The organism is Serinicoccus hydrothermalis, from assembly GCF_001685415.1.
GTDB classification, from domain to species: domain Bacteria; phylum Actinomycetota; class Actinomycetes; order Actinomycetales; family Dermatophilaceae; genus Ornithinicoccus; species Ornithinicoccus hydrothermalis.
In genome coordinates, this window is record NZ_CP014989.1 from 41,841 (window position 1) to 67,890 (window position 26,050).

A 26,050-nucleotide genomic window follows, 5' to 3' on the forward strand; every position below is an offset into this window, starting at 1 on the left:
AGCGAGGACCCACACCCTCGTGAGACCCGGTGCGAGTCCCTCGCGGTGCGACTAGAAGCAGGTCCGCACGCGAGACCCACGGTGCTCGGAATCGAGGCCGGACGGCCCGCACCGCGCCGGAGCCGGTGCCGCGCGGGTACGCGAGCCGCCCTCCTGGTGACACGGAAGACTTCCGTCGTGGCCGACCGGTCGCGACGACACCGCACCCGCGCCGCGCGGGCAGTGGGGCCGCTGGTCGGCCCCGACGTGTGGACTGGCACCGCGTGGCCTGGAAGGACACGGCGTGTCTGACGAGAGCACCCGCGAAGCCACCGACGAGGTGGAGACGGACACGAACCCCGCCGCTGACGCGGCCGAGGCGACCGAGGTGGCCGCGCCGGAGAGCACGCAGGCCCCTGCGTCGGAGACGGACGAGCAGACGGCCGCCCCGGAGACGGCGGAGGTTGCGGCTCCGGAGACGGACGAGCCGGCCGCGGAGACCCCCGCCTCCCCGGACGACACCGAGGACGACGCGCAGGACCAGCAGCCGGAGGGTGCGGGTATGCCCTCATTCGGCCTGGTCTTCCAGGCGCCCGACCTCACGGACCTGCCCAAGCGGCGCTCCCGGCGGGCCACCTCCGCGTCGACCGCCCCGACGCCCGCACCCGCGGCGGACACGCCGAGCGCTGCGGCGCAGGAGCAGGACGACTCCGGGACCGGACCGTCCGACGACGACGGTGGCGACGACGAGCAGGGCGGACGCGGCCGCCGCCGCCGACGCCGCGGCGGCAAGGGCCGGCGTGGCCGCTCCGAGGACCAGGACGGCGGTCAGGATGGGGGCGCGAACCAGACCGACACTGCCGACGAGAAGGCCGGCGACGAGGGCGGCGACCAGGACCGTTCGTCGTCGAAGGGCTCGGGCGGTGGCCGTCGTCGTCGTGGCGGCGGTGACTCCGGTGACGGCTCCGGCAAGGGCGGCCAGAAGGAGGGCCCAGGGAAGGACTCCGGGAAGAAGGACGGCGCCGACGGCTCGGCCGACTCCTCGTCCTCCGACGGTGGCAACGACGGCGACGGGGGCGGCAGCACCAAGCGTCGCCGGCGTCGCTCCCGCAGCGGGAGCGAGCGGCCGGCGGCCAAGGACGAGGTCACCTCGGTCAAGGGGTCGACCCGGCTGGAGGCCAAGCGCCAGCGTCGCCGAGAGGGCCGTGAGGCCGGACGGCGCCGCACGGTCATCACCGAGGCGGAGTTCCTGGCCCGGCGCGAGAGCGTGGAGCGGGTCATGGTCGTGCGCGGGCTCGAGGACCGCACCCAGATCGCGGTGCTGGAGGACGGCGTCCCGGTCGAGCACTACGTCTCGCGCTCCGCGCAGTCCACGATGGTGGGCAACGTCTACCTCGGTCGGGTGCAGAACGTCCTGCCCAGCATGGAGGCGGCCTTCGTCGACATCGGCAAGGGGCGCAACGCGGTCCTGTATGCCGGTGAGGTCAACTGGGACGCCGCCGGCCTGGAGGGCAACCAGCCCAAGCGGATCGAGAACGCCCTCAAGTCCGGCGAGTCGGTCCTGGTCCAGGTGACCAAGGACCCCATCGGTCACAAGGGTGCCCGGCTGACCTCCCAGGTCTCCCTCCCCGGCCGGTACCTGGTCTACGTGCCCGGCAACTCGATGACCGGCATCTCGCGCAAGCTGCCCGACACCGAGCGCGCCCGGCTGAAGAAGATCCTCAAGGAGGTCGTGCCGGGCGACGCGGGCGTCATCGTGCGGACCGCGGCGGAGGGCGCCTCCGAGGCCGAGCTGCGGGCCGACGTCGAGCGGCTCACCGCGATGTGGGAGAAGATCGAGGCGAAGTCGAAGACCGCCAACGCCCCGGCCCTGCTGCACGGGGAGCCGGACATGACCGTCCGGGTCATCCGCGACGTCTTCAACGAGGACTTCGCCAAGCTGGTGGTCTCCGGTGACAAGGCCTGGGGGGAGGTCAAGCGCTACATCGACGACGTCGCGCCCGACCTCGCCGAGCGGGTGGAGAAGTACACCGGCACCACCGACGTCTTCACCACCCACCGCGTGCACGAGGCCATCGCCAAGGCGATGGACCGCAAGGTCTGGCTGCCCTCGGGCGGCTCGCTCGTCATCGACCGCACCGAGGCGATGACCGTGGTCGACGTCAACACCGGCAAGTTCACCGGCTCCGGCGGCAACCTCGAGGAGACGGTCACCAAGAACAACATCGAGGCCGCCGAGGAGATCGTCCGGCAGCTGCGCCTGCGGGACATCGGCGGCATCATCGTCGTCGACTTCATCGACATGGTCCTGGAGAGCAACCGGGACCTCGTCGTACGACGGCTCCTGGAGTGCCTCGGCCGGGACCGGACCAAGCACCAGGTGGCCGAGGTCACCTCGCTGGGCCTGGTCCAGATGACCCGCAAGCGGGTCGGCTCCGGGCTCATCGAGGTCTTCTCCGAGAGCTGCACGCACTGCTCCGGTCGCGGGGTCATCGTGCAGTCCGAGCCCGTCGTCCGCTCCGGCGGCGACGACGGCGGCAGCAACGGCAACAACGGCGGCGGAGGCAGCAAGCGCCGTGGCAAGGGGCGCGGCAAGAGCGCTGGTGCCGCGGAGCCGAAGAACGTGCTGCCGACGCCCAACCCCAACGGCCCGACGCCGGCCCAGATCGCCGCGGCGGCCCACGCCGCGGCCCTCACGGCCGGGGCCAGCTCGGAGGCGGCCGACGCCGCAGCCCAGGCCGCGGCTGTCGAGGTGGCCGAGGACGCGGTGCCGCAGGAGGCTGTCGCCCCGACCGTCGAGGCCGAGCCGCAGCAGGTCACCGCACCGGCCACTGAGCCCGAGCCGGAGAAGCCGGCGACCGAGCCCGAGACGGCGGAGCCGGCGACCGAGCCCGACGCGGCGCAGGACGTCGCGCCGGCACCGGAACCCGTGGTCGAGCCCGAGCCCGAGCCGCGCCCCAAGCGTCGCCGCCGGGGCCGCGTGGTCTCGCCCGCCGGCCCGCCCACCGGTGAGGTCGCCGGGGAGCCGACGGCCGACGCGGAGCAGCCCGCCGACGGCTCCTCGCAGGACCCTTCCTGAGTTTGGAGCCCGCAGGGTCGGCACGGTAGTCTTGTACGTCGGTTCGCGCTGGAGCGCCGGACCGGTCTCGCAGACGACATACCGTGTCGGCTCGACCGGGTCCTGTGAACCTCCGGTGCGCGTCCGAGCCCACCGCGACCAGATGTGAGAAAGCGAGTTCAACGTGTACGCGATCGTCCGTGCTGGCGGCCGCCAGGAGAAGGTCTCCGTCGGCGACGTGCTGACCATCGACAAGGTCGGTGGTGACGCCACGGCCGGCGACACCGTCGAGCTCGCCCCCGTCCTCCTCGTCGACGGCCAGACCGTGACCACCGACGCCGACGCGCTCGGCAAGGCCACGGTCACCGCCGAGGTCCTGGGTGCGGTCAAGGGTCCCAAGATCGTCATCCAGAAGTACAAGAACAAGACCGGGTACAAGAAGCGTCAGGGCCACCGCCAGCCGCTCACCCAGGTCAAGATCACCGCGATCGACGCCTGAGCGTCGCACCGAGCCGAGAAGGAGTCAGCAGATGGCACACAAGAAGGGTGCGTCCTCGACCCGCAACGGTCGTGACTCGAACGCCCAGCGCCTCGGCGTGAAGCGCTTCGGCGGCCAGGTCGTCGGCGCCGGCGAGATCATCGTCCGGCAGCGCGGGACCCACTTCCACCCCGGTGAGGGTGTGGGCCGCGGCGGCGACGACACGCTGTTCGCCCTGGTCCCCGGCGTCGTCGAGTTCGGCGCCAAGCGCGGCCGCAAGACGGTCAACATCGTCACCGAGGAGACCGTCGGCGCCTGAGGCGCGACACGTCATACCTCGTCGACGCCGGTGGAGCCCTGGGGCTCCGCCGGCGTCGCGCTGTCTGCACCACCTGAGAGGATCACCCCATGGCCAACTTCGTGGACCGTGTCGTGCTGCACCTGCGCGCCGGCAAGGGCGGTCACGGTGTCGCCTCGGTGCACCGCGAGAAGTTCAAGCCCCTCGGTGGCCCGGACGGCGGCAACGGTGGCCGCGGTGGCGACATCGTGCTGCGGGTGGACCCGCAGATCACGACGTTGATCGACTACCACCACGGGCCGCACCGCACGGCGCCGAACGGTCGGCCGGGCGAGGGCGACGAGAAGAACGGCGCCCAGGGTGAGGACCTCGTGCTGCCGGTGCCCTCGGGCACGGTCGTGACGACCCGCGGGGGAGAGGTGCTCGCCGACCTCGTCGGCGACGGGGCCGAGCTCGTCGCGGCCCGCGGCGGTCGTGGCGGGCTGGGCAACAAGGCGCTCGCCTCCCCGCGGCGCAAGGCACCCGGCTTCGCGCTGCTGGGGGAGCCCGGCGAGGAGGCCGAGGTCGTCCTCGAGCTCAAGACCCTGGCCGACGTCGCGCTCGTGGGCTTTCCCTCCGCCGGCAAGTCCTCCCTGGTCAGCGTGCTGTCCGCGGCGCGGCCGAAGATCGCGGACTACCCCTTCACCACCCTCATCCCCAACCTCGGCGTCGTGACGGCCGGAGGGGAGCGCTTCACCATCGCCGACGTGCCGGGGCTCATCCCCGGGGCCAGCGAGGGCAAGGGGCTCGGGCTGCAGTTCCTGCGCCACGTCGAGCGCTGCCACGTGCTGGCGCACGTCGTGGACTGCGCCACGCTCGAGCCCGGACGCGACCCGCTGACCGACCTCGAGGTCATCGAGGAGGAGCTGGCGGCCTACGTCCCGCACGGCGAGCTGGGCGGCATACCCCTGGCGGAGCGGGTGCGGGTCGTCGTGCTCAACAAGGCCGACGTGCCCGAGGCCCGGGAGCTGGCCGAGATGGTGCGGCCCGACCTGGAGGAGCGCGGCTACGAGGTGCACATCGTCTCGGCCGTCGCCCACCAGGGGCTCAAGGAGCTGACCTTCGCCCTCGCCGGGCACGTCCGGCGCGCCCGGGAGGAGCAGGTCGAGGTCGAGCCGCAGCGGGTCGTCATCCGGCCGCGGGCCATGGACGACCAGGGCTTCACCGTGCAGCGGGAGAACACCGCTGACGGCGAGATCTTCCGGGTCGTGGGGGAGCGGCCCACCCGGTGGGTGCGGCAGACCGACTTCGCCAACGACGAGGCGGTCGGCTACCTCGCCGACCGGCTCGGCCGGCTCGGCGTCGAGGAGGAGCTGCTCAAGGCCGGTGCCGTGGCGGGGTCCACGGTGCTCATCGGTCCCGCGGACGACGCGGTCGTCTTCGACTGGGAGCCGACGATGGCCGGCGGCGCCGAGCTGCTCGGCAGCCGCGGTACGGACGCGCGCCTCGAGGACCGCTCCCGGCCGACCCGCGCGGAGAAGCGCGAGGCCTTTCACGACCGCAAGGACGCCCAGACGCAGGCCCGCGAGGAGCTCGAGGCCGAGCGCCGCGCCGGCTGGTGGACCGACGAGGACTGACCCACACCCGTCGCGCTCGGTCCGTAGGGTGGCGTGATGACCGACATCGACGTGAGGCCCACTCCCTCCGAGCTCGGCGACCTGATCGAGGAGCTGGTGGGTTCGCGCTGGCCCACCACCGAGGACGACCGTCTCGCGTGGTTCGACGAGCACGGCCTGGTCGTGGAGGATGCCGAGTGCGAGTCCCGCGACGGCGGGTCGGAGGCGTGGGCCGGCTCGGGTCCCGGGGTCTGGGGTCGGCCGAGCTGCGGCTGGAACACCGTCGAGGGCGAGCTCGTCGGGCTCTTCTGGTTTCTGTGGCGCGGGACCTCATGGGAGGAGTCGGAGCGGTCGGCCCGCGAGCTGCGTGACCTGCTCGCGGAGCGCTTCGGCGACCCGACCGAGGAGCACGTGACCGAGCCGGGGACCGGGCGCTTCACCGCCTTCTGGGAGACCCCCGGTCACACGATCGACCTCTACCTCCACGGGGGTATGCGCCCGCAGGGCGCCGACGACCAGTTCTACGACGAGCCGGTCATCCAGCTGCACCTGGACCACGCCCGGGCGGCCGGCCCCGCGCATACCCCGGAGCCCCGCGCTTCCTTGCCCGCCCCGCCCACGTAGGTGTGGGGGTCGTCGGTCAAGCGTGGGGCCAAGGCGCTTCCGCGGGACGGGCGAGCTGCCGTGGCGCGGGCGAGCTGCCGCGGGGGCCGCTCATCCGGTAGAGCCACCGCCGTCCGCGGATGCATGAGTATGCGTGGGGGTGGAATAGTATTCGTCCCATGGGCTCGACCGTCGACCGCAGCGTCATCCGCGACGCGCACCGCATGGTCGTCAAGGTCGGGTCCTCCTCGCTGACCGGCCCGGAGGGCGGGCTGGACGGCTTCCGGCTGCAGGCGCTGGCGACCTCGTTGGCGAAGAAGGCGATGTCCGGCACCCAGGTCGTGCTCGTCTCCTCCGGTGCCATCGCCGCCGGCATGGTGCCGCTCGGCCTGGAGCGCCGACCCAAGGACCTCGCGACGCAGCAGGCGGCCGCGAGCGCGGGCCAGGGCGCACTGATGGCCGCCTACACCAACGCCTTCACCATGCACGGCGTGCAGGTGGGCCAGGTCCTGCTCACCGCCGACGACATGCACAAGCGCAGCCACTACGTCAACGCCTCCCGCACCCTCGAGCGGCTGCTCGAGCTGGAGGTGGTGCCGATCATCAACGAGAACGACACCGTGGCCACCGACGAGATCCGCTTCGGGGACAACGACCGGCTCGCCGCGCTCGTCGCCCACCTCGTGGACGCCGACGCGCTGGTCCTGCTCTCCGACGTCGACGCGCTCTACACCGGCCATCCAGCCCGCCCCGGGTCCGAGCGCATCCCGCTCGTGGCGGGGGCCGGGGCGCTGGCCGAGGTCGACGTCTCCCGGGCCGGGTCCTCGGTGGGCACGGGAGGTATGCAGACCAAGGTCGCCGCCGCGCAGATGTCGGTGGCCGAGGGCATACCGGTCCTGCTGACCAACGCCGAGCAGGTGCACCAGGCGCTGCTCGGCGAGGACGTGGGCACCCTCTTCACCCCGGTCGGCACCAAGAGCCCCGCACGTCGGCGCTGGCTCGCGCACGCCAGCAGCGCCACCGGCCGGGTCGTGCTGGACGACGGTGCGGTCGAGGCCGTGGTGCGGCGCCGCACGTCGTTGCTGCCCGTCGGGATCACCCGGGTCGAGGGCCGCTTCAGCGCGGGTGACACGGTCGACCTCTGCGACCAGCGCGGCAGCGTCGTGGCCCGCGGGCTCGTCGGCTACGACGCGGACGAGCTCGGCCCGCTCGTCGGGCGCCGGCTGGTGCGTGACTCGGCCCTGCGCTCCGGCGCACCCGCCCCCCGCCCGGTCGTCCGGCGCGACGACCTCGTCGTCCTCTGACCACCCCCGAGCCCCACCGCAGGAGCAGCCCATGAGCGTCACCATCGCCCCCGACGTCACCGAGCAGGTCGCCGAGGTCGCGCGCGCCGCGCGCGTCGCCGCCCGCGAGCTGGCGCTGCTCACCCGCGCGGAGAAGGACGCCGCGCTGCTCACCCTTGCCGACGCCCTCGACGCGGGCGCGCAGCAGGTCGTCTCCGCCAACGAGGAGGACCTGCAGCGGGGCCAGGACCAGGGCCTGCCCGGCAACCTGCTGGACCGGCTCGCCCTCGACGAGGACCGGGTGCGCGCGGTCGCCGACGCCCTGCGCCAGGTGGCGGGCCTGCCCGACCCCGTCGGGGAGGTGGTGCGCGGCTCCACCCTGGCCAACGGCCTGCAGATCCGCCAGGTGCGGGTGCCGATGGGCGTGGTCGGCATGATCTACGAGGCGCGGCCCAACGTGACCGTCGACGCCGCCGGGCTGGGGCTCAAGAGCGGCAACGCCGTCATCCTGCGCGGTGGCTCCGCCGCCGCCTCCACCAACGCGGCGCTCGTCTCGGTCCTGCGCGACGCCCTCGAGGAGCGGGGGATCAACCCGGACGCGATCAACCTGCTCGCCGAGGGCGGTCGCGACGCGGCCCGCGCCCTCATGACCGCCCGCGGCCTCGTCGACCTCGTCATCCCGCGCGGCGGCGCGAGCCTCATCCAGACCGTGGTGACCGAGTCCACGGTGCCGGTCATCGAGACCGGCGTCGGCAACTGCCACGTCTACGTCGACGCGAGCGCGGGCACCGAGATGGCGACGGCGATCGTCACCAACTCCAAGACGCACCGGACCTCGGTCTGCAACGCCGCGGAGTCGCTGCTCGTGCACCGGGAGGCGGCGCAGCGGGTGCTGCCCCCGATCATGCGCGAGCTCGCGGCGGCGGGCGTGACCGTGCACGGCGACGAGCAGATGCAGCGGTATGCCGAGGCGGCCGGCGCGGCATACCAGCCGGTGACGGACGAGGACGACGACACCGAGTTCCTCTCCCTGGACATCTCCGCCCGGGTCGTCGACGACCTCGACGCGGCGCTCGCGCACATCCAGGAGCACAGCAGCGGGCACACCGAGGCGATCGTCACCGACGACCGCGCCGCCGCCCGCAGGTTCACCACCGAGATCGACGCCGCAGCGGTGCTCGTCAACGCCTCCACGCGGTTCACCGACGGCGGCGAGTTCGGCTTCGGGGCCGAGATCGGGATCTCGACCCAGAAGCTGCACGCCCGCGGACCGATGGCGCTGCCCGAGCTCACGACCACCAAGTGGGTCGTCGAGGGCGACGGCCAGGTGCGCTGACACCGACCGGGCCGCGCACGGAGGTAGAGTGTCGGTCATGTCGTCCGCGCTGTTCTTCGCGGCCGCCGAGGAAGGCGGCCACCACATCGTCAACGAGCTCCCGTTCCCGCCGATCATGTTCGGCGTCTTCGCGATCCTCGCCTTCGTGCTGCTCCTGACCTTCCTGTGGACCTTCCGCAACACCCTGGCCCTCGACCCGCACGGGGTCGCGGACGGAGCGCACGACCCCGACGTGGGTCGAAGCCAGCACTGATGCGCCTGGGGGTGATGGGTGGGACCTTCGACCCCATCCACCACGGCCACCTCGTGGCCGCGAGCGAGGCGGCGCACCTGCTGGGGCTGGACGAGGTGGTCTTCGTGCCGACCGGTCAGCCCTACCGCAAGGACGCCAGCGAGGTCACCGATGCCGAGCACCGCTACCTCATGACCGTCATCGCGACGGCGTCCAACCCCACCTTCACCGTGAGCCGGGTGGACGTCGACCGGGAGGGACCGACATACACCCTCGACACGCTGCGGGACCTGCACGCGGAGCGGCCGGAGGACGAGCTGTTCTTCATCACCGGCGCCGACGCGCTCGCCCAGATCCTGTCCTGGAAGGGCGTGGACGAGCTCTGGGACCTCGCGCACTTCGTGGGCGTGACCCGGCCCGGGCACGTCCTCACCGACGCCGGGCTGCCCGAGGACAAGGTGACCCTGCTCGAGGTGCCGGCCATGGCGATCAGCTCCACCGGGTGCCGGGAGCGCACCGCGGGCGGCGACCCGGTCTGGTATCTCGTGCCGGACGGCGTCGTCCAGTACATCGGCAAGTACGACCTCTACCGGAAGGACCCTGAGTGAGGGCCACCCAGCGCGCGATCGAGCTCGCCCGGGCCGCCGCCGCGGCGGCGCAGGACAAGCTGGCGCAGGACGTCGTCGGGCTCGACGTCTCCGGCCAGCTCGCCCTGACCGACGTCTTCGTCATCGCCTCGGCGCCCAACGAGCGGCAGGTCGGCGCTGTCGTCGACGCCGTGGAGGAGCGGCTGCTGCAGCTGGGCGCCAAGCCGCTGCGCCGCGAGGGGCAGCACGAGGGCCGCTGGGTCCTGCTCGACTTCAGCGACATCGTCGTGCACGTCATGCACGCCGAGGACCGTGAGTTCTACGCGCTGGAGCGGCTCTGGAAGGACTGCCCGCCGGTCCTGCTGCCCGAGGCCGGGTCCCCGGCGGCGGAGTCCTGAGGGGTATGCGTCGGGTCATCGTCTGGCGGCACGGTGAGACCGAGCACAACGCGGGGGGCATCTTCCAGGGTCAGCTCGACACCGAGCTCTCGGACCGTGGCCGGGCCCAGGCCGAGCGCGCCGCGTGCGCCCTCGCCGAGCGGGGCGCCACCCGGCTCGTGGCCTCCGACCTCACCCGGGCGAGGCAGACGGCCGACGTCCTGGCCGCGCGGACCGGGCTGAGCGTCGAGCCGGAGCCGCGGCTGCGCGAGATCCACGTCGGCCGCTGGCAGGGGCTCACCCACGCCGAGGTGCTCGCCGCCTACCCCGAGGCGCAGCAGGCGCTGGAGCGCGGCGAGGACGTCGTGCGCGGTGAGACGGGGGAGCGGGTCGCGGACGTCGCCACCCGCGCCCGTGCGGCCTTCGAGGACGTCGTCGACGACCTCCCCGAGGACGGCGTCGCCGTCCTGGCCTCGCACGGGCTCGCCACGCGCGCCCTCGTCTGCGCCGTGGTCGGCCTCGACTTCCAGCAGGCCTCCCGGGCCCTGGTCGGGCTGCGCAACTGCCACTGGGCCGAGCTCGTGGAGCACCGCACCGGATGGCGCCTGGAGGCCTGGAACGTCGGCGTCCCGGACACCGAAGAGATCGGCACCATCGCCTCTCCCGTGCCCTGAGCGAATTTGGCGATTGCCGAGCCCGCTGGGTAAAGTGATCCAGTCCTCACGGGGCATCCCGGGGCTGTGGCGCAGTTGGTAGCGCACCTCCATGGCATGGAGGGGGTCAGGGGTTCGAATCCCCTCAGCTCCACCGGACGAGCGGGCCGGACACCATCAGGTGTCCGGCCCGCACGCATGAGAGGAGGGGCCGGTGTCGCAGCAGGACAGCCACTTCCGGCTGCGGGACATCGCGCTCCCGGCCTTCGCCCCCAGCGTCGTCAACGCCGTCGGCCTCGGCGCCGTCACCCCGGTGCTCGCGCTGCACGCGCGCGACCTCGGCGCGAGCGTCGGGCAGGCCGCCCTCGTCGTCGCGGTGCTCGGGCTGGGCAGCCTGCTCGGGTCGTTGCCCGCAGGGGCGCTGGTGGCTCGGATCGGCGAGCGCCGGGCGCTCATCCTGGCGGGACTCGTCGACGCGGTGACCATGGCCGTCGCCGCGCTCGCGCCGACGCTGGGGGTGCTCGCGGCGGCTGTGCTGGTGAGCGGGAGCGCGTGGAGCGTCTTCCTGCTGGCGCGGCAGGGCTTCCTCATCGTCGTGGCACCGGTGCACCTGCGCGCCCGGGCGATGTCCACGCTCGGGGGGAGCCACCGGATCGGGGGCTTCGTCGGCCCGGTCCTCGGCGGGGTGCTCATCGGGGCCACCGGCCACGTGTCGTCGGTCTTCTGGCTCGCCGCGGTGATGGCCCTCCTGGCGGCCCTCGTCGTCCGGCTCTCGCCCGACCTCACCGCCGGGGTGGAGCGGAGCCGTGGCGCGGACGAACCGGCCCCGGGCCGCGTGCTGACGGTGATCTGGCGGCACCGGCGCACCCTCGCCTCCGTCGGGAGCGCGGTGGTGGTGATCTCCGGGGCCCGCGCCCTGCGGATCACCCTGCTTCCCCTGTGGGCCGAGTCGATCGGCATCTCCGCCGCGACGACCTCGCTCGTCTTCGGCCTCGCCGCCTTCCTGGAGATCCTGCTGTTCTACCCGGCCGGCTGGGTCATGGACCGCTTCGGGCGCAGGGTCGTCGCGGTGACCGTGGTGCTGCTCATCGGGGCCGGGGTGCTCCTCCTCCCGCTGAGCTCCGGGGTCACCGCCTTCACCGCCCTCGCCCTGCTCATGGCGGTCGGCAACGGTCTGGGCTCGGGCATCGTCATGACCCTCGGCGCCGACACCGCCCCGGCCCGGGACCGGGCGCAGTACCTCGGCGGGTTCCGTCTCGCCGGGGACATCGGCGGCTCGGGCACCCCGCTGCTGCTCTCGGGCCTGACTTTCCTCGCCCCGCTCGCTGTCGCCTGCACCGTCGCGGGGACGGTATGCCTGCTCGGCGCGGCCTGGGTGGCGCACCGGGTCGGTCGGATCGACCGGCACCGGAGGGCCGCGTCGGGCTGAGGCCCCGGCTCACAGCTCCGGGTAGTGCCCCCGGACCTCGGCGACGACACGCTCGAAGACGGCCTCGTCGAGCTGTGCGCCGGTCCGCCGCACGGCCTCCCGGTCCAGCCGCAGGAGGCGGTTGACCCGGGCCTCGCTGGGTCGGCGTCGCTCGTCCCAGGCACCGGAGCCGATGTCGGTCCACAGCCGCCCGGCCCCGGCCTCCTGAGCGGCGTCCCGGTCGTGGTCCTGGCCGGTGAGCGGCAGCGCGAGCAGCCGCGGCCCCTCGCGCCCGATGACCAGCACCGGCCGGTCCTTGCCCCGGGAGGCGTCCTCCTCGTAGGGCACCCAGGCCCAGACCACCTCGCCTGGATCGGCCCGGTCGTCCGCCACCGGGGCATACCCGAGGCGTGGTCGGTCCTCCATGGTGCGCACCCTACCGGCGCATCCGGACGGCCTCGGGCCCGTCGCCAGCGCGACGGGTCGGTCATGGGCTACAGTGCGCCCAGGTGACGGCGTGCCGAGGAGGGGGCGTCGCCCTGCGAGGAGAGGTGTCGACGTGGACAACCTGGCTGTGCTGAGCCTGCTGGCGATCTCGCCGATCGTCGTCGTGGGGGTCCTCCTCGCCGGGTTGCGGTGGCCGGCGAAGCTGGCCATGCCGGTGGGGTATGCCGTGACTGTCGTCATCGCGCTCGTGGTCTGGCAGATGCGCCCCACCGCCGTCGTCGCGGCGACGCTCGAGGGCTTCATCATCGCGGTCACGCTGCTCTACATCGTCTTCGGCGCCCTACTGCTCCTGGCGACCGTCATCTCCAGCGGGGCGATGGCCACCATCCGCTCCGGGTTCACCGCGATCTCCCCGGACCGCCGGGTGCAGGCCATCATCATCGGCTGGCTCTTCGGGTCCTTCCTCGAGGGCGCCTCGGGCTTCGGCACCCCCGCCGCGGTCGTCGCCCCGCTGCTCCTGGCGCTGGGCTTCCCCGCGATGGCGGCGGTCATGGTCGGCCTCATCATCCAGTCGACGCCGGTCTCCTTCGGGGCGGTCGGCACCCCGATCATCGTGGGGGTGGGCACCGGCCTGCAGGGCGGTGCCGGGGTGGAGCAGCGCGCCGGCGAGCTGGGTCTGGACTACGACGGGCTCATCGCCGAGATCGGCTTCCAGGTGGCGGCGATCCATGCGGTCGTCGGACTGCTCGTGCCGCTGCTCATCGCGGTCTTCCTCACCGGGTTCTTCGGCGAGCGACGCAGCTTCGCCGAGGGGCTGAAGGTGTGGCCCTTCGCCCTCTACGCCTCGGTCGCGATGACCATCCCCTCGGTGCTCGTCGCGCGCTTCTTCGGCCCCGAGTTCCCCTCGCTCCTCGGCGGACTCGCGGGGCTGGCGCTGGTGATGTTCACCTCCTCGCGCGGCTTCCTCATGCCACGACCGGAGGACACCTTCGACTTCGGCCCGCGCTCGAGCTGGCAGGAGCGCTGGATGGGGACCGTCGACACCGACCACCTCGGCGACCTCGACACCCGCCGCATGGGCATCGTGACCGCGTGGATGCCCTACGTCCTCATCGCCGTGCTGCTCCTGGCCACGCGTCTCATCGAGCCGCTCACCGCCGCCCTGCGCTCGGAGAACCCCGTCGTCACCCTGCCCTTCAACGACATCCTCGGCACCGGCATCTCGACCACCTGGCAGTGGCTCTACAGCCCCGGGACGGTCTTCATCCTCACCTGCCTGCTGACCTACGCCCTGCACCGGATGAGCGGGCAGCAGATCCGGGAGACCTGGTCGGTCGCCGGCCGGCAGATCCTCGGCACCGGCGTCGCCCTGCTCTTCGCGGTGCCGCTCGTGCGGCTGCTCATCCGCTCGGGCGCCGAGTTCACCGACTCCGGGCTCGCCTCGATGCCGGTCACGCTGGCCGAGGGTGCCGCGGCGGTGGCCGGGTCCAACTGGCCGCTGGTCGCGCCCTGGATCGGTGCGCTGGGCGCCTTCGTCGCGGGCTCCAACACGGTGAGCAACCTCACCTTCTCGCTGTTCCAGTTCGCGACCGGCGAGCAGATCGGGGTCCCGCCGGAGAGCGTCGTCGCCGCGCAGGCGGTCGGCGGGGCCGGCGGCAACCCGGTGGCCATCCACAACATCGTCGCCGCCTCGGCGACGGTGGGTCTGCTCGGCCGGGAGGGCGACCTCATCCGCAAGACCGCGCTCGTCACGGCCTTCTACTGCCTCGCCGCCGGCGCGCTGAGCTACCTGGCGATCTACGGCATCGGGTTCAACCTCGGCCTGCTGCAGCTCGTGGCGCTCATCGCCCTGCTCGTGGGCCTCGCCGTCTGGGCGCGGCGCCGCGACGCGCGCACCCTCGTGACGACCTGAGCGGCCCGGCGCGGCGCCGGGTCAGCCCACCGGCACTCCCCGGATTGAGGCGTCCAGCAGCGTCGCGGTGTGCACGAAGGGCAGCGCCCGCCCGGCCCGCTCCAGCGCCTGCGTGATCTGCATGAGGCAGCCCGGGTTGGCGGTGACGAGCAGCTCGGCCCCGGTGCGCAGGATCGAGGCCGCCTTGCGGTCGCCGAGCTCGGTCGCCGGTTCCGGGTTGAGGATGTTGTAGACCCCCGCGGACCCGCAGCAGATCTCGCCGTCGGGGATCTCGACGAGGTCCACGCCCGGTATGCCGCGCAGCAGCTCGCGCGGCGCGCTCACCACGCCCTGGGCGTGCCGCAGGTGGCAGGCGTCGTGGTAGGCGACGGTGACCGCCTCCCCCTCGCCGCCCAGCGGGTGACGCTGCGCGACCGGGCCCAGCTCGTGGAGGAACTCGGCCAGGTCGCGCACCCGCTCGCTGAACGCGCGGGCGCGGTCGGCATACGCCGGGTCGTCGGCCAGCAGGTGCACGTAGTCCTTCATCGTCGAGCCGCAGCCCGCCGAGTTGACCACCACGGTCTCGACCCCCGACTCCTCGAAGGTGTCGATGAGGCGGCGGGCGAAGGCCATGCCCTCCCCCTCGCGGCCGGTGTGGACCGAGAGGGCGCCGCAGCAGCCCTGCCGCGCGGGCGCGATCACCTCGCACCCCTCGGCGGCGAGCACCCGGGCGGTCGCGGCGTTGACGTCGCCGAAGAACTCCCGCTGCACGCAGCCGGTGAGCATGCCGACCACCGCGCGCCGGGTCCCGACCGCCGGGGTGCGCTCCGGCACGGAGACGCGGGGACCGAGCGGGGGAGCCAGGGACTGCATGACCTCCAGCTCGGGGCTGACCCGGCCCACGAGGCCGCTGCGCCGCACGAGACCCAGCGCCCCGGTGCGCTGGGCGGCGCGCAGCGGACCGCGCAGCGCCCGCAGCCGGGCGGGGTAGGGGAAGAGGGAGAAGATGAGCGAGCGCAGCGCCCGGTCCCGGCGGGGCCGGGTGACGCGCCGCTCCACCTGCGCCCGCGTGGTCTCCAGGATGCGGTCGTACTGCACGCCGGAGGGGCAGCTGGTCACGCAGGCCATGCACCCCAGGCAGGCGTCCAGGTGGCCCACCGTCGCCGCCGTGAGCGGCGCGCCCTCGGCGGCGGCCCGGATCTGGTCGATGCGGCCGCGCGGGCTGTCCATCTCCTCGCCCCACAGCTGGTAGGTCGGGCACGTGGTGAGGCAGAAGCCGCAGTGCACGCAGTCGTCGAGCAGCTCCGGGCTCGGCGGCCGCAGCGCGTCGAAGGCAGGCTCGGCCAGTACCGCGGACACACCGCTCGCGCCGCGGACCCGGGGCATACCCAGGTGGATGTTGCGTCCGGAGCTCATCACAGTCCTCCCACGAAGCGGCCCGGGGCCAGCAGGCGCCCGGGGTCGAACTCGGCCTTGACCCGGCGCATGAGGTCCAGCCCGGGCACCGGCCCCCAGGTGGCCTCGGCGTCGAGGCCGGACTTGACCGCCGGGGGTGCGTCCAGGACCACGGTCGACCCGCCGAGCCGCAGGCTGGTCGCCCGCAGCTGCTCCAGGGCGTGGTGCGCCTGCTCCGGCGGGGTCTCCTCGGGCAGCCGCGCGTGCAGCACTCCCACCCCGGCCGAGCCGGTCACGCCGAAGCCCTGGTCGGTGGCGACCCGCACCAGCTCGGGTATGCCGCTCAGCCGGCCCGTGGTGCGCACCAGCACCGGCCGGGTCGTCGACGTCCCGGCGGGGGAGTCCTGCTGGTCGACGTCGGCGAGCCCGGACGGCAGCTCGTCCTCGGGAGTGCCGGGGTCCACGACCGCGACCGACCCGCCGGCGAGGTCGGGGGAGGCGAGCGAGGTCGCCACGGCGTCCGCCCGCTGCCGGGTGCCCCCGGGGGAGCCGCCGAGGCCGACCGTGACCAGGGGGTCGGAGCCGGGGGCGGCCGACACCTCCAGGGTGTGCGGGGCCAGCTGGGACCGGACGAGCAGCGCCAGGGTCGCCTCGAGCCGGTCCGGGGAGACCCGGGCGCGCACCGAGACCTCCTCCTGCGGCTCCGGGTGGAGCCGCACGGTGACCTCGGTGATGACGGCCAGCGTGCCGTAGGAGCCGGTGAGCAGCTTGGCGAGGTCGTAGCCGGCGACGTTCTTGACGACCTTGCCGCCGCTGCGCGCGACCGTCCCGTCGGCGAGCACCAGCCGCACGCCGATGACGAGGTCGCGCACCGGCCCGGCCCACAGCCGCCGCGGGCCGCACATGCCGGTGGCGACCGCACCGCCCAGGGTCGAGCCCGCACCGTCGGCGCCGCGCCCCGCCGCGAGGTCGTCGACGACCAGCTGGTGCCGGGCCTCGGCGAGCAGTTCGCCCAGCCGGTCCAGGGGCATACCGGCACCGGCGGTGGCGACCAGGTCGCCGCGGGAGTGCTCGACCAGCCCGGCCATGCCGCCGGTCTCGAGGACGACGTCCACCCGCTCGGGCGCCCGGCCCCAGGTGATCTTGCTGCCGTGGCCGCGGACGACGACGGCGAGCCCGGCGTCGTGGCAGGCGCGCAGCAGCGCCGAGGTCTCCTGCGCGTCGGCGGGGCGGGCCACGGCCTGAGCGGGCACCCCGTCCACCGCGTCGGCGTCCTCCGCCGGCCGGACGGCGCAGGCTCCGGACAGGAGATCCACCACCGCCATCAGAAGACCTCGGCCCCGGCGACGACGGGCTCGTCGGCGGCGTGGACGACGCGGGGACGCTCCCCGCACATCCGGGGCGTGGGGTAGATCTTGCCCGGGTTGGCCAGGTGCGCCGGGTCGAAGGCGCAGCGCACGAGCTGCATCGTGTCGAGGTCCTCCTCGCTGAACATGCGCGGCATGTAGCGCGCCTTGTCCGCGCCGACGCCGTGCTCGCCGGTGATCGACCCGCCGTGCTCGATGCACAGGTCGAGGATCATCCCGGAGACCTCCTCGGCGCGCTCGGTCGCCCCGTTCTGGGAGGCGTCGAAGAGCACGAGCGGGTGCAGGTTGCCGTCGCCGGCGTGGAAGACGTTGGCGACGCGGACACCGCGCTCGCGGGAGATTCGGCCCATCTCGCGCAGTACGTCCGGCAGCGAGGTCCGCGGGACGACGCCGTCCTGCACGATGTAGTCGGGGGAGATCCGGCCCACGGCGGCGAAGGCGGACTTGCGGCCCTTCCAGATCTCGGCGCGCTCCGCGGCGTCGGTCGCGGCGCGGAACTCCGAGCAGCCGTGCTCGTCGCAGAGCTGCCGCACCCGCTCCAGCTCGTGGGCGACCTCGACCTCGGGGCCGTCGAGCTCGATCACCAGCACGGCGCCCGCACCTTCGGGGTAGCCGCAGGAGACGGCCTTCTCGGCCGCCTCGATGGCGAGCGCGTCCATGATCTCGATGGCCGCGGGCACGACGCCGGCGGCGATGATCGCGCTGGTCGCCGACCCGGCCTCGTCGGTGCTGGCGAAGCCGGCCAGGCAGGTGCGCACGTCCTCCGGCATGCGGGTCAGGCGCAGGGTGGCCCGGGTGGCGATGCCGAGGGTGCCCTCGCTCCCGACGAAGGCGCCGAGCAGGTCGTAGCCGGGGGCGTCCGGCGCCTCGGTGCCGAGCGTGACCTGCTCGCCGTCCGGGGTCACCACCTCGAGCGACAGGACGTGCCCGGCGGTGAAGCCGTACTTGAGGCAGTGCGCGCCGCCGGAGTTCTCCGCGACGTTGCCGCCGATGGAGCAGATCTGCTGGCTGCTCGGGTCGGGGGCGAAGTAGTAGCCGTGCGGGTTCGCGGCCTTGCTCACCTGGAGGTTGATGACGCCGGGGTCGGCGACGGCGCGCTGGTCCTGCGGGCGGACCTCGTGCAGGGTGCGCAGCCGGCTGGTGACGACGAGCACCCCGTCGGCGTGCGGCAGGGCGCCCCCGGACAGGCCGGTGCCGGAGCCGCGGGCGACGAAGGGCACGTGGTGCCGGGCGCAGGCGCGGACCGTGGCGGCCACCTGCTCGGCCGTGTCGACGAGGACGACCAGCCCCGGGCGCACGCGGTATGCCGCGAGCCCGTCGCAGGCATACGTGTCGCGCTCGGTCGGGTCGGTGACGAGGGTGTGCGGCGGCAGGGCGGCGCGCAGGTCCGTGAGGAGGTCGTCCATCGCCTGGCTGGTCTGCTGCGTCATCGCCGCCCTCCTCGTGCGGGCCCCGCGCGGGACCCTCGCCTCACCCTAGCCCGGGCCGGTGACGGTCTCAGGGCATGGTCTCGTAGGCGGGCACGGTGAGGAAGTCGGCGAAGTCCTCGGCGACGGCCACCTCGAGGAAGAGGTCGGTCGCGTCGCGGTACTGCTCCGGGCCGCCGTCCATCGTGGCGAGGACCTCGTCGGTGAGCCGCTGGACCAGCTCGCGGGTGACCTGCTCGCCGGTGTCGGCCAGGGTGACGCCCTGGTGCAGCCACTGCCACACCTGGCTGCGGCTGATCTCCGCGGTGGCGGCGTCCTCCATGAGGTTGTGGATGGCGACGGCCCCGCGGCCGGTCAGCCAGACCGAGAGGTAGGCGATGGCCACCTCGATGTTGGCGCGCAGCCCCTGCTCGGTGACCTCGCCCGGCGTGTCCGCGACCGCGAGCAGGTCGGCGGCCGAGACGTCGACGTCCTCGCGGGTGCGGTCCAGCTGGTTGGGCCGGTCGCCGAGGACGGCGTCGAAGACCTCCCGGCAGGTGGGGACCATGGCCGGGTGGGCCACCCACGACCCGTCGAAGCCGTCCTTGGCCTCCCGCTCCTTGTCGGTGCGCACCTTCTCGTAGGCCGCGGCGTTGACCTCCTCGTCCTTGGCCGGGACGAAGGCCGACATGCCCCCGATCGCGTGCGCGCCGCGCCGGTGGCAGGTCCGCACGAGCAGCTCGGTGTAGGCGCGCATGAAGGGCGCGGTCATGGTGACCGAGGCCCGGTCGGGGAGCACGAAGTCGGCGCCCCGGGTGCGGTAGGTCTTGATGACGCTGAAGAGGTAGTCCCACCGGCCGGCGTTGAGCCCGGCCGAGTGCTCGCGCAGCTCGTAGAGGATCTCCTCCATCTGGAAGGCCGCGGGGTAGGTCTCGATGAGGCAGGTGGCCCGGATGGTGCCCTGGGGTATGCCGAGCGCGTCCTGCGCGAGGACGAAGGCGTCGTTCCAGAGTCGCGCCTCCAGGTGGTGCTCCATCTTCGGCAGGTAGAAGTAGGGTCCCTTGCCGGCGTCCAGCTGCAGCTGGGCGCTGGCGCAGAGGTAGAGGGCGACGTCCACCAGGCCGCCGGCCACCCGCTCCCCGTCGACCGTGACGTGCTTCTCGTCGAGGTGCCACCCGCGCGGGCGCATGACGATCGTCGGCAGCTGCTGCTGGTCGGTCGTGGTGAGGGCGTACTCCTTGCCCTCGGGGGAGGTGAAGGCGATCGTGCCGCTGATCGCGTCGCGCAGGTTGCGCTGCCCCTCCACGACGTTCTCCCACAGCGGGGTGTTGGCGTCCTCCTGGTCGGCCAGCCACACCCGGGCGCCGGAGTTCATGGCGTTGATCGTCATCTTGCGGTCGGTGGGGCCGGTCATCTCGACCCGGCGGTCGACGAGGCCCGGTGCGGGCTCAGCGACCTGCCAGGAGTCGTCGGAGCGGATCTGCTCGGTGTCGGCCAGGAAGTCCAGGTCCTCGCCCTCGGCCACGCGGCGCACGACGTCCGCGCGCGCGGCCAGGCATTGCTGACGCCGCGGCTCCAGCGCGCGGTGCAGGTCGGCGACCAGCTCCAGCGCGGTGCGGGTGAGGATCTCCTCGTAGCCGGGCCGCAGCTCACCGGTGACCTGCACCCCCTCGGGCAGATCCAGGGTGATGGGCGCATCGGTGCGGGCCATGAGACTCCTCGGCATTCCGTCTGAAGGAAAGAGATATCCACTGGACGGAAGACAGCGTATCGTCTTGACGTGAAGATATCTACGGGGTGCGTGGGGGTGCCGCCACCTGTGGCAGGGGCCCCCGGCCTCCCCTAGTCTCGAGGCGTGACCGGGCACGAGATCGTCATCACCGCCGATGACCGACCGGAGCGTGCAGAGCTGCTGGGCCTGTACGACGCCGTCGGGTGGTCCGCCTACACCACGGACCCCGAGGCTCTCGAGGCGGCGATCGCCGGCTCCACACGGGTCGTCACCGCTCGCTACGGCGATGACCTCCTCGGTCTGGCCCGGGTCATCTCGGACGGGGCGAGCATCGCCTACCTGCAGGACGTCCTCGTCCGTCCCGAGCTGCAGCGCGAGGGCGTGGGGCGTGCCCTGGTGGTCGCCGCCCTGGAACCCTTCGACCGGTGCCGCCAGAAGGTGCTGCTCACCGAGGACGAGCCCCGCCAGCGCGCCTTCTACGAGGCGCTGGGGTGGACCGAGATCCGCGACCACGCGGACGGCCAGCTGCGCGCCTACGTGCAGCTCAGCACCTCGTCTGTGACCTAGCTCACACATCCACCGGGGTGCCTAGGGCCGAACCCTGGGCATGACCACGACACGCACCCGCCGGACGGCCCGCGCGGCCGGAGCCGGCTCCGGCCTGCTCGCCGGGGCCGCCGGTGTGCTCGCCGGCGAGGGGCTGGCGTCGGTCCTGGGGGTCACCGGACCGGTCGTGGCCGTCGGCAACCGGGTGGTCGACCTGACCCCCCGCCCGGTCAAGGAATGGGCCATCGAGACCTTCGGCAGCGCGGACAAGCTCGTGCTGCTCTCCGGGGTGCTCGTCGTCCTCGCGGTCGCGCTCGCCGCCCTCGGGGTGGTCGGTGTGCGCCACCGCGCGGCGGCGCTCACCGGGCTGACCGTCCTCATCGCGCTCGCCGCCGCCGCGATGCTCCTCGACCCGGCGCAGGGGGCCGGGTCGTGGGAGGTCGTGGCGTGCGTCGCCGTGATGCTGGGAGTGGGCCTGGGGGGACTGGCGTGGATGCTGTCCTCGCTGCAGGCCCCGGCACGGGACACCGGTCCGCGCCGGCGCAGCGTGCTGGCCGCCGCCTCGGGGGTGGCCGCCGTGGGCGCGGTCGGCGCTGCGGCGCGGACGGTCGGGGACCGTTCCGCCGGGCCGCAGTCGCTCGACCTGCCGCAGCCGGCCACGTCGGCGGACCCGGTGCCCTCCGGGGTGAGCTTCGACGTGGACGGCCTCACGCCGCACGTCACGCCCACCGAGGACTTCTACCGCGTCGACACGGCGCTGCAGGTGCCCCAGGTGGACGCACGCGACCACGTCCTGCGCATCACCGGGATGGTCGACCGCCCGCTGGAGCTCACCGTCGGTGACCTGCTGGAGCGCGACCTCGTCGAGCGCCGCATCACCATGACGTGCGTGAGCAACCCGGTCGGTGGTGACCTGCTCGGCACGGCGACCTGGATAGGCATACCGACGCGTGAGCTGCTCGCCGGGGCCGGCGTGCAGGACGGCGCCGACGCGGTCCGCTCGGTGAGCACCGACGGCTTCACCGCCGGCACCCCGCTCGGGGTGCTGACCGACGACCGCGGCGCCCTCGTCGCGCTCGGGATGAACGGCGGTCCGCTGCCGGCCGAGCACGGCTACCCCGTGCGGATGGTGACGCCCGGCCTCTACGGCTACGTGTCCGCCACCAAGTGGCTGACCGAGCTGGAGGTGACGCGCTTCGAGGACTTCACCGCCTACTGGACCGACCGCGGGTATGCCGCGAAGGCCCCGATCAAGCTCTCCTCCCGGATCGACGTGCCCGGCTCCTTCGCCCAGCTGGACGCGGGGGACGTGACCGTCGCGGGGGTCGCCTGGGCGCAGACCGTGGGCGTCGAGCGGGTCGAGGTCCGCGTCGACGAGGGGGAGTGGCACGACGCCGAGCTGGGCGTCGAGGACTCCGACCAGACCTGGCGCGCCTGGCGCTGGGTGTGGCCGGCCGAGCCGGGGAACCACCGGCTCGAGGTCCGCGCGACCGATCGCGCGGGAAAGGTACAGACCTCCCGGCGGGAGCCCATCGCTCCTGACGGGTCAACCGGGTGGCACAGCACGACGGTCACCGTCAGCTGACCACCGACCCATCAGAAAGGAATGCACGATGCGTATCTCCAAGGGAATCCTTGCCGTCTCGATGGCCTCGATGCTGGCCCTGTCCGCCTGTGGCGGTGGGGGAGAGGACATGTCGGACGACGCCGGCGCCGCTGCTGAGAGCGCCAGCGAGGACATGGCCTCTGAGGACGACATGGCCGACGACGAGATGGCCACCGAGGACGACATGGCGATGGACCCGGCCGCCAACCTGGTCGGGCCCGGCTGCGAGGACTACGCCGCGATGGTGCCGGACGGCGCCGGCTCGGTCGAGGGCATGGCCCAGGACCCGGTCGCGGTCGCCGCGAGCAACAACCCGCTGCTCACCCAGCTGACCGCGGCCGTCTCCGGCGAGGTCAACCCGGACGTCAACCTCGTCGACACCCTCAACGGTGACGAGTTCACGGTGTTCGCGCCCGTCGACGAGGCCTTCGAGGCCATCGACGACGAGACGATGGGCACCCTGGCCGAGGACAGCGAGCTGCTGACCTCGATCCTCACCTACCACGTCGTCCCGGGCCAGATGACCCCGGACGAGGTCGTCGGCGAGCAGACCACCGCCCAGGGCGAGACCCTCGAGGTGACCGGATCCGGTGACGACCTCATGGTCAACGACGCCTCCGTCATCTGCGGCGGCGTCCAGACCGCCAACGCCACCGTCTACCTCATCGACGGTGTGCTGATGCCGCAGGGCTGACCCCCAAGACCGGCGCCGCCGCGGGAAGAGACCACCCGCGGCGGCGCCTCTGCGAGACGCGCGTCCGGGCCCCGTCCCTTCCGTCGGGAGCCCGGGCGCGCGCCTCTGTCGCCCTGGCCGGTCCGGCGTGCCCGGCATGGGAGACTGGAGGGCATACCCCCGACCCTGCGACCCTGCCGATGAGGTGCCCGCCCTGTCTCCGCTCGCCCGTCCCGACACCGTGCCGCAGCCGGCCGCGACCCCGCCGGAGGTCATCCGCAACTTCTGCATCATCGCGCACATCGACCACGGCAAGTCGACCCTGGCCGACCGTATGCTGCAGGTCACCGGGGTGGTCGACCAGCGGCAGATGCGGGCGCAGTACCTCGACCGCATGGACATCGAGCGCGAGCGCGGCATCACCATCAAGAGCCAGGCCGTGCGGATGCCGTGGACCGCGACGCAGGAGCCTGGTCCACGGAGCAGCGGGAGCGAGCGACCGCAGGGAGCTCCGAGCCGTGAGCGGACGTATGTCCTGAACATGATCGACACCCCCGGGCACGTGGACTTCACCTACGAGGTGAGCCGGAGCCTGGCGGCGTGCGAGGGGGCGGTGCTGCTCGTCGACGCCGCGCAGGGGATCGAGGCGCAGACGTTGGCCAACCTCTATCTCGCGATGGAGAACGACCTGGTCATCATCCCGGTCCTCAACAAGATCGACCTGCCCTCCGCCCAGCCGGAGAAGTATGCCGAGGAGATCGCCGGCCTCATCGGCTGCGACCCCCAGGACGTGCTGCGGGTGTCCGGCAAGACGGGGGAGGGGGTCCCCGAGCTGCTGGACCGCATCGTGGACGAGATCCCGGCGCCGGTCGGCGACGCGCAGGCCCCCGCGCGGGCGATGATCTTCGACTCGGTCTACGACACCTACCGCGGCGTGGTCACCTACGTCCGGGTCGTCGACGGCAGCCTGTCGCCCCGCGAGCGCATCGCCATGATGTCGACGAAGGCGACGCACGAGCTGCTGGAGATCGGCGCGATCAGCCCCGAGCCCGCGGCCACCAAGGGCCTGGGCGTCGGGGAGGTCGGCTACCTCATCACCGGCGTCAAGGACGTGCGCCAGTCCAAGGTCGGTGACACCGTGACGGGGGAGCGGCGCCAGGCCACCAAGGCGCTCGGCGGCTACAAGGACCCTCGGCCCATGGTCTTCTCCGGGCTCTACCCCATCGACGGCTCGGACTACCCGATCCTTCGTGACGCCCTGGACAAGCTCAAGCTCAACGACGCCGCGCTGGTCTACGAGCCGGAGACCTCCGGCGCCCTCGGCTTCGGCTTCCGCGTCGGCTTCCTGGGGATGCTGCACCTGGAGATCGTCCGCGAGCGGCTGGAGCGGGAGTTCAACCTCGACCTCATCTCCACCCTGCCCAACGTGTCCTACGACGTGCTGCTCGACGACGGGACCGAGATCGAGGTGACCAACCCCAGCGAGTTCCCTGCGGGCAAGATCGCCTCGATCACCGAGCCCGTGGTCCGCGGCACCGTGCTCGCCCCGAGCGAGTTCATCGGCGCGATCATGGAGCTGTGCCAGTCCCGGCGCGGCACCCTGCTGGGGATGGACTACCTCTCCCCGGAGCGGGTGGAGCTGCGCTACACCCTGCCGCTCGCCGAGATCGTCTTCGACTTCTTCGACGCGCTGAAGTCCCGGACCCGGGGGTATGCCTCCCTTGACTACGAGCCGTCCGGCACCCAGGAGGCGGACCTGGTCAAGGTCGACATCCTGCTGCAGGGCGACACGGTCGACGCCTTCAGCGCGATCGTGCACCGCGACAAGGCCTACGCCTACGGCGTGCAGATGGCCGGCAAGCTCAAGGAGCTTATCCCGCGCCAGCAGTTCGAGGTCCCCGTCCAGGCGGCCATCGGCTCCCGGGTCATCGCCCGGGAGACGATCCGCGCGATCCGCAAGGACGTCCTGGCCAAGTGCTACGGCGGTGACATCAGCCGCAAGCGCAAGCTGCTGGAGAAGCAGAAGGAGGGCAAGAAGCGGATGAAGATGGTCGGGTCGGTCGAGGTGCCGCAGGAGGCCTTCATCGCCGCGCTCTCCCAGGACGGCAGCGTCGCCGAGCCGGCCAAGAGCAAGAAGTGACGCGACCGGACACCCCCTCCGTCCGCTCGGATTCCGGACCCGACACCCCTTCGGTCCGCCAGGACCCGCCGAAGGGGCACCAGGCGCACGGGCACCCTGCCGTCGGTCCACGACCGCTGGCCCGGACCCGCTCCTTCACCCGGCGCGGCGGCCGGATGCTCAAGGACTCCCACCAGGCCGCCTGGGACCGGTATGCCGACGCCCTCGTCCTCGAGGTCCCGCGCCCGCACGGGGCGGACGGGTCGACCGCGGTGCACCCGGCATACCGGATCGACCCGGAGCAGGTCTTCGGTCGTGCCGCGCCCCTGGTCGTCGAGATCGGCTCCGGCTCCGGCGACGCCCTGGTGCACGCCGCGACGACGGAACCGGGGTGGGACTTCCTCGCGCTCGAGGTGTGGCGCCCCGGCATCGGGCACGCGCTGGCCAAGATGGGTGCGGAGCCGCTGACCAACGTGCGCTTCGTCGAGGCCGACGCGGCGCTCGCGCTGCAGAGCATGCTGCCCGGCGGGAGCGCCCACGAGGTGTGGACCTTCTTCCCCGACCCGTGGCCCAAGAACAAGCACCACAAGCGCCGCCTCGTCGCCCCCGACTTCGCCGGCACCGTCGCTGACCTCGTGCCGCCCGGTGGGCTCTGGCGCCTCGCCACCGACTGGGCCGACTACGCCGACCACATGCGCGCGGTGCTGGACGGGCATACCGCGTGGGAGCTGGTCTCCACCGAGCGCGCGCCGCTGCGCCCGATGACCCGCTTCGAGCGGCGGGGGATCGAGGCCGGCCGGGAGATCGCCGACCTGGCCTACCGCCGCGTCTGAGTCCGCGGCGCCGCGCCGTCTGACGTCCCCACAGCGCCGAGTGGCCCACCTTGGTGCGCCACAAGCCCGTTCTGCCGGGTCGAAGTGGGCCGCTGGGCGAAGCGACGAGCCAGGCGGAGCGAACCCCTGACGGTTGCCGCCTGTGGAC

General features: G+C 73.0%; 23 protein-coding genes and 1 tRNA gene. 19 read left to right on the forward strand and 5 right to left on the reverse strand.

Translation table 11 applies throughout. The features are described 5' to 3' along the window. The first annotated feature begins 283 nt into the window (after positions 1–283). The 13 genes from SGUI_RS00175 (at position 284) to SGUI_RS00235 (ending at position 11,908) form a co-directional block, all read left to right on the forward strand. Positions 284–3,058: an Rne/Rng family ribonuclease gene (locus SGUI_RS00175; RefSeq protein WP_237141403.1), complete on the forward strand. Its 2,775-nt coding sequence runs from the start codon at positions 284–286 to the stop codon at positions 3,056–3,058. 163 nt (positions 3,059–3,221) lie between these two features. Further along, positions 3,222–3,536: a 50S ribosomal protein L21 gene (gene rplU / locus SGUI_RS00180; RefSeq protein ID WP_066634727.1), complete on the forward strand. Its 315-nt coding sequence runs from the start codon at positions 3,222–3,224 to the stop codon at positions 3,534–3,536. Positions 3,537–3,567: 31 nt separating this feature from the next. Beyond that, complete coding sequence (rpmA, locus tag SGUI_RS00185; RefSeq protein WP_066634729.1) at positions 3,568–3,834, forward strand: 50S ribosomal protein L27; 267 nt, start codon at positions 3,568–3,570, stop codon at positions 3,832–3,834. Between the two features lie 89 nt (positions 3,835–3,923). After that, entirely contained in the window at positions 3,924–5,429 is a 1,506-nt protein-coding gene (gene obgE / locus SGUI_RS00190) for a GTPase ObgE (RefSeq protein WP_066634731.1), read from the forward strand. Between the two features lie 36 nt (positions 5,430–5,465). Further along, a complete protein-coding gene (locus tag SGUI_RS00195; RefSeq protein ID WP_066634733.1) occupies positions 5,466–6,032 on the forward strand; it encodes a hypothetical protein in 567 nt (188 codons plus the stop codon). 158 nt (positions 6,033–6,190) lie between these two features. Next, the gene (gene proB / locus SGUI_RS00200; RefSeq protein WP_066634735.1) at positions 6,191–7,315 is read left to right on the forward strand and encodes a glutamate 5-kinase; all 1,125 of its coding nucleotides are present in this window, start codon (positions 6,191–6,193) and stop codon (positions 7,313–7,315) included. A 31-nt stretch (positions 7,316–7,346) separates the two neighbouring features. Next, complete coding sequence (locus SGUI_RS00205) at positions 7,347–8,630, forward strand: glutamate-5-semialdehyde dehydrogenase (protein ID WP_066634737.1); 1,284 nt, start codon at positions 7,347–7,349, stop codon at positions 8,628–8,630. 37 nt (positions 8,631–8,667) lie between these two features. Further along, positions 8,668–8,883, forward strand: coding sequence for a hypothetical protein (locus tag SGUI_RS00210; RefSeq protein ID WP_157621677.1), 216 nt, complete (start codon positions 8,668–8,670; stop codon positions 8,881–8,883). A 14-nt stretch (positions 8,884–8,897) separates the two neighbouring features. Continuing rightward, positions 8,898–9,470, forward strand: coding sequence for a nicotinate-nucleotide adenylyltransferase (gene nadD, locus SGUI_RS00215; protein WP_066642421.1), 573 nt, complete (start codon positions 8,898–8,900; stop codon positions 9,468–9,470). Then, on the forward strand, positions 9,467–9,847 hold the full coding sequence (gene rsfS / locus SGUI_RS00220) for a ribosome silencing factor (protein ID WP_066634742.1): 381 nt from the start codon (positions 9,467–9,469) through the stop codon (positions 9,845–9,847). The genes nadD and rsfS overlap by 4 nt, the downstream gene beginning before the upstream one ends. Positions 9,848–9,852: 5 nt before the next feature. Beyond that, complete coding sequence (locus SGUI_RS00225) at positions 9,853–10,500, forward strand: histidine phosphatase family protein (protein WP_066634745.1); 648 nt, start codon at positions 9,853–9,855, stop codon at positions 10,498–10,500. A gap of 60 nt (positions 10,501–10,560) precedes the next feature. Continuing rightward, positions 10,561–10,633: transfer RNA gene (locus SGUI_RS00230), tRNA-Ala, on the forward strand. A gap of 60 nt (positions 10,634–10,693) precedes the next feature. Further along, the gene (locus tag SGUI_RS00235) at positions 10,694–11,908 is read left to right on the forward strand and encodes an MFS transporter (protein ID WP_066634748.1); all 1,215 of its coding nucleotides are present in this window, start codon (positions 10,694–10,696) and stop codon (positions 11,906–11,908) included. Positions 11,909–11,917: 9 nt separating this feature from the next. On the opposite strand, the gene SGUI_RS18320 is transcribed toward SGUI_RS00235, so the two are convergent. Further along, complete coding sequence (locus tag SGUI_RS18320; RefSeq protein WP_066634756.1) at positions 11,918–12,313, reverse strand: type II toxin-antitoxin system PemK/MazF family toxin; 396 nt, start codon at positions 12,311–12,313, stop codon at positions 11,918–11,920. Between the two features lie 133 nt (positions 12,314–12,446). On the opposite strand from SGUI_RS18320, the gene SGUI_RS00245 reads away from it, so the two are divergent. Continuing rightward, positions 12,447–14,246 (forward strand): L-lactate permease, encoded by a 1,800-nt coding sequence (locus SGUI_RS00245; protein WP_066634761.1) that lies wholly within the window; start codon positions 12,447–12,449, stop codon positions 14,244–14,246. Between the two features lie 21 nt (positions 14,247–14,267). Here the strand turns inward: SGUI_RS00245 and SGUI_RS00250 are convergent, their stop codons facing one another. The 4 genes from SGUI_RS00250 to aceB all read right to left on the reverse strand — a co-directional run bounded on the left by SGUI_RS00250 (position 14,268) and on the right by aceB (position 20,104). Next, on the reverse strand, positions 14,268–15,641 hold the full coding sequence (locus tag SGUI_RS00250) for a (Fe-S)-binding protein (protein WP_237141405.1): 1,374 nt from the start codon (positions 15,639–15,641) through the stop codon (positions 14,268–14,270). Continuing rightward, positions 15,641–16,945, reverse strand: coding sequence for an FAD-binding oxidoreductase (locus SGUI_RS00255; RefSeq protein WP_066634762.1), 1,305 nt, complete (start codon positions 16,943–16,945; stop codon positions 15,641–15,643). Before SGUI_RS00255 ends, SGUI_RS00250 begins: the two co-directional genes overlap by 1 nt. Continuing rightward, positions 16,945–18,417: an FAD-linked oxidase C-terminal domain-containing protein gene (locus SGUI_RS00260; protein ID WP_066634767.1), complete on the reverse strand. Its 1,473-nt coding sequence runs from the start codon at positions 18,415–18,417 to the stop codon at positions 16,945–16,947. Before SGUI_RS00260 ends, SGUI_RS00255 begins: the two co-directional genes overlap by 1 nt. Positions 18,418–18,484: 67 nt before the next feature. Next, positions 18,485–20,104, reverse strand: coding sequence for a malate synthase A (gene aceB, locus SGUI_RS00265; protein ID WP_066634770.1), 1,620 nt, complete (start codon positions 20,102–20,104; stop codon positions 18,485–18,487). 144 nt (positions 20,105–20,248) lie between these two features. Here aceB and SGUI_RS00270 point away from each other — a divergent pair, with 144 nt between their 5' ends. The 5 genes from SGUI_RS00270 (at position 20,249) to trmB (ending at position 25,902) form a co-directional block, all read left to right on the forward strand. Then, positions 20,249–20,692, forward strand: coding sequence for a GNAT family N-acetyltransferase (locus tag SGUI_RS00270; protein ID WP_066634777.1), 444 nt, complete (start codon positions 20,249–20,251; stop codon positions 20,690–20,692). A gap of 40 nt (positions 20,693–20,732) precedes the next feature. Next, positions 20,733–22,256 (forward strand): molybdopterin-dependent oxidoreductase, encoded by a 1,524-nt coding sequence (locus tag SGUI_RS00275; RefSeq protein ID WP_066634779.1) that lies wholly within the window; start codon positions 20,733–20,735, stop codon positions 22,254–22,256. Positions 22,257–22,284: 28 nt separating this feature from the next. Further along, positions 22,285–22,971 (forward strand): fasciclin domain-containing protein, encoded by a 687-nt coding sequence (locus SGUI_RS00280; protein ID WP_066634785.1) that lies wholly within the window; start codon positions 22,285–22,287, stop codon positions 22,969–22,971. Between the two features lie 193 nt (positions 22,972–23,164). Further along, entirely contained in the window at positions 23,165–25,090 is a 1,926-nt protein-coding gene (gene lepA / locus SGUI_RS00285; RefSeq protein ID WP_066642427.1) for a translation elongation factor 4, read from the forward strand. Continuing rightward, positions 25,087–25,902 carry a tRNA (guanosine(46)-N7)-methyltransferase TrmB gene (trmB, locus tag SGUI_RS00290; protein ID WP_237141406.1) on the forward strand — a complete coding sequence of 272 codons (816 nt, stop codon included), beginning with the start codon at positions 25,087–25,089 and terminating at the stop codon, positions 25,900–25,902. Before lepA ends, trmB begins: the two co-directional genes overlap by 4 nt. The last annotated feature ends 148 nt before the right edge of the window (positions 25,903–26,050 follow it).

What these genes read in the sequence shown, in the direction of transcription:
- SGUI_RS00205 (WP_066634737.1), top strand. Translation starts at nt 7,347, where the DNA reads ATGAGCGTCACCATCGCCCCCGACGTCACCGAGCAGGTCGCCGAGGTC.
- proB (WP_066634735.1), top strand. Translation starts at nt 6,191, where the DNA reads ATGGGCTCGACCGTCGACCGCAGCGTCATCCGCGACGCGCACCGCATG.
- SGUI_RS00210 (WP_157621677.1), top strand. Translation starts at nt 8,668, where the DNA reads ATGTCGTCCGCGCTGTTCTTCGCGGCCGCCGAGGAAGGCGGCCACCAC.
- SGUI_RS00195 (WP_066634733.1), top strand. Translation starts at nt 5,466, where the DNA reads ATGACCGACATCGACGTGAGGCCCACTCCCTCCGAGCTCGGCGACCTG.
- obgE (WP_066634731.1), top strand. Translation starts at nt 3,924, where the DNA reads ATGGCCAACTTCGTGGACCGTGTCGTGCTGCACCTGCGCGCCGGCAAG.
- SGUI_RS18320 (WP_066634756.1), bottom strand. Translation starts at nt 12,313, where the DNA reads ATGGAGGACCGACCACGCCTCGGGTATGCCCCGGTGGCGGACGACCGG.
- rpmA (WP_066634729.1), top strand. Translation starts at nt 3,568, where the DNA reads ATGGCACACAAGAAGGGTGCGTCCTCGACCCGCAACGGTCGTGACTCG.
- SGUI_RS00225 (WP_066634745.1), top strand. Translation starts at nt 9,853, where the DNA reads ATGCGTCGGGTCATCGTCTGGCGGCACGGTGAGACCGAGCACAACGCG.
- SGUI_RS00260 (WP_066634767.1), bottom strand. Translation starts at nt 18,417, where the DNA reads ATGACGCAGCAGACCAGCCAGGCGATGGACGACCTCCTCACGGACCTG.
- SGUI_RS00250 (WP_237141405.1), bottom strand. Translation starts at nt 15,641, where the DNA reads ATGAGCTCCGGACGCAACATCCACCTGGGTATGCCCCGGGTCCGCGGC.
- SGUI_RS00255 (WP_066634762.1), bottom strand. Translation starts at nt 16,945, where the DNA reads ATGGCGGTGGTGGATCTCCTGTCCGGAGCCTGCGCCGTCCGGCCGGCG.
- aceB (WP_066634770.1), bottom strand. Translation starts at nt 20,104, where the DNA reads ATGGCCCGCACCGATGCGCCCATCACCCTGGATCTGCCCGAGGGGGTG.
- SGUI_RS00275 (WP_066634779.1), top strand. Translation starts at nt 20,733, where the DNA reads ATGACCACGACACGCACCCGCCGGACGGCCCGCGCGGCCGGAGCCGGC.
- nadD (WP_066642421.1), top strand. Translation starts at nt 8,898, where the DNA reads ATGGGTGGGACCTTCGACCCCATCCACCACGGCCACCTCGTGGCCGCG.
- SGUI_RS00280 (WP_066634785.1), top strand. Translation starts at nt 22,285, where the DNA reads ATGCGTATCTCCAAGGGAATCCTTGCCGTCTCGATGGCCTCGATGCTG.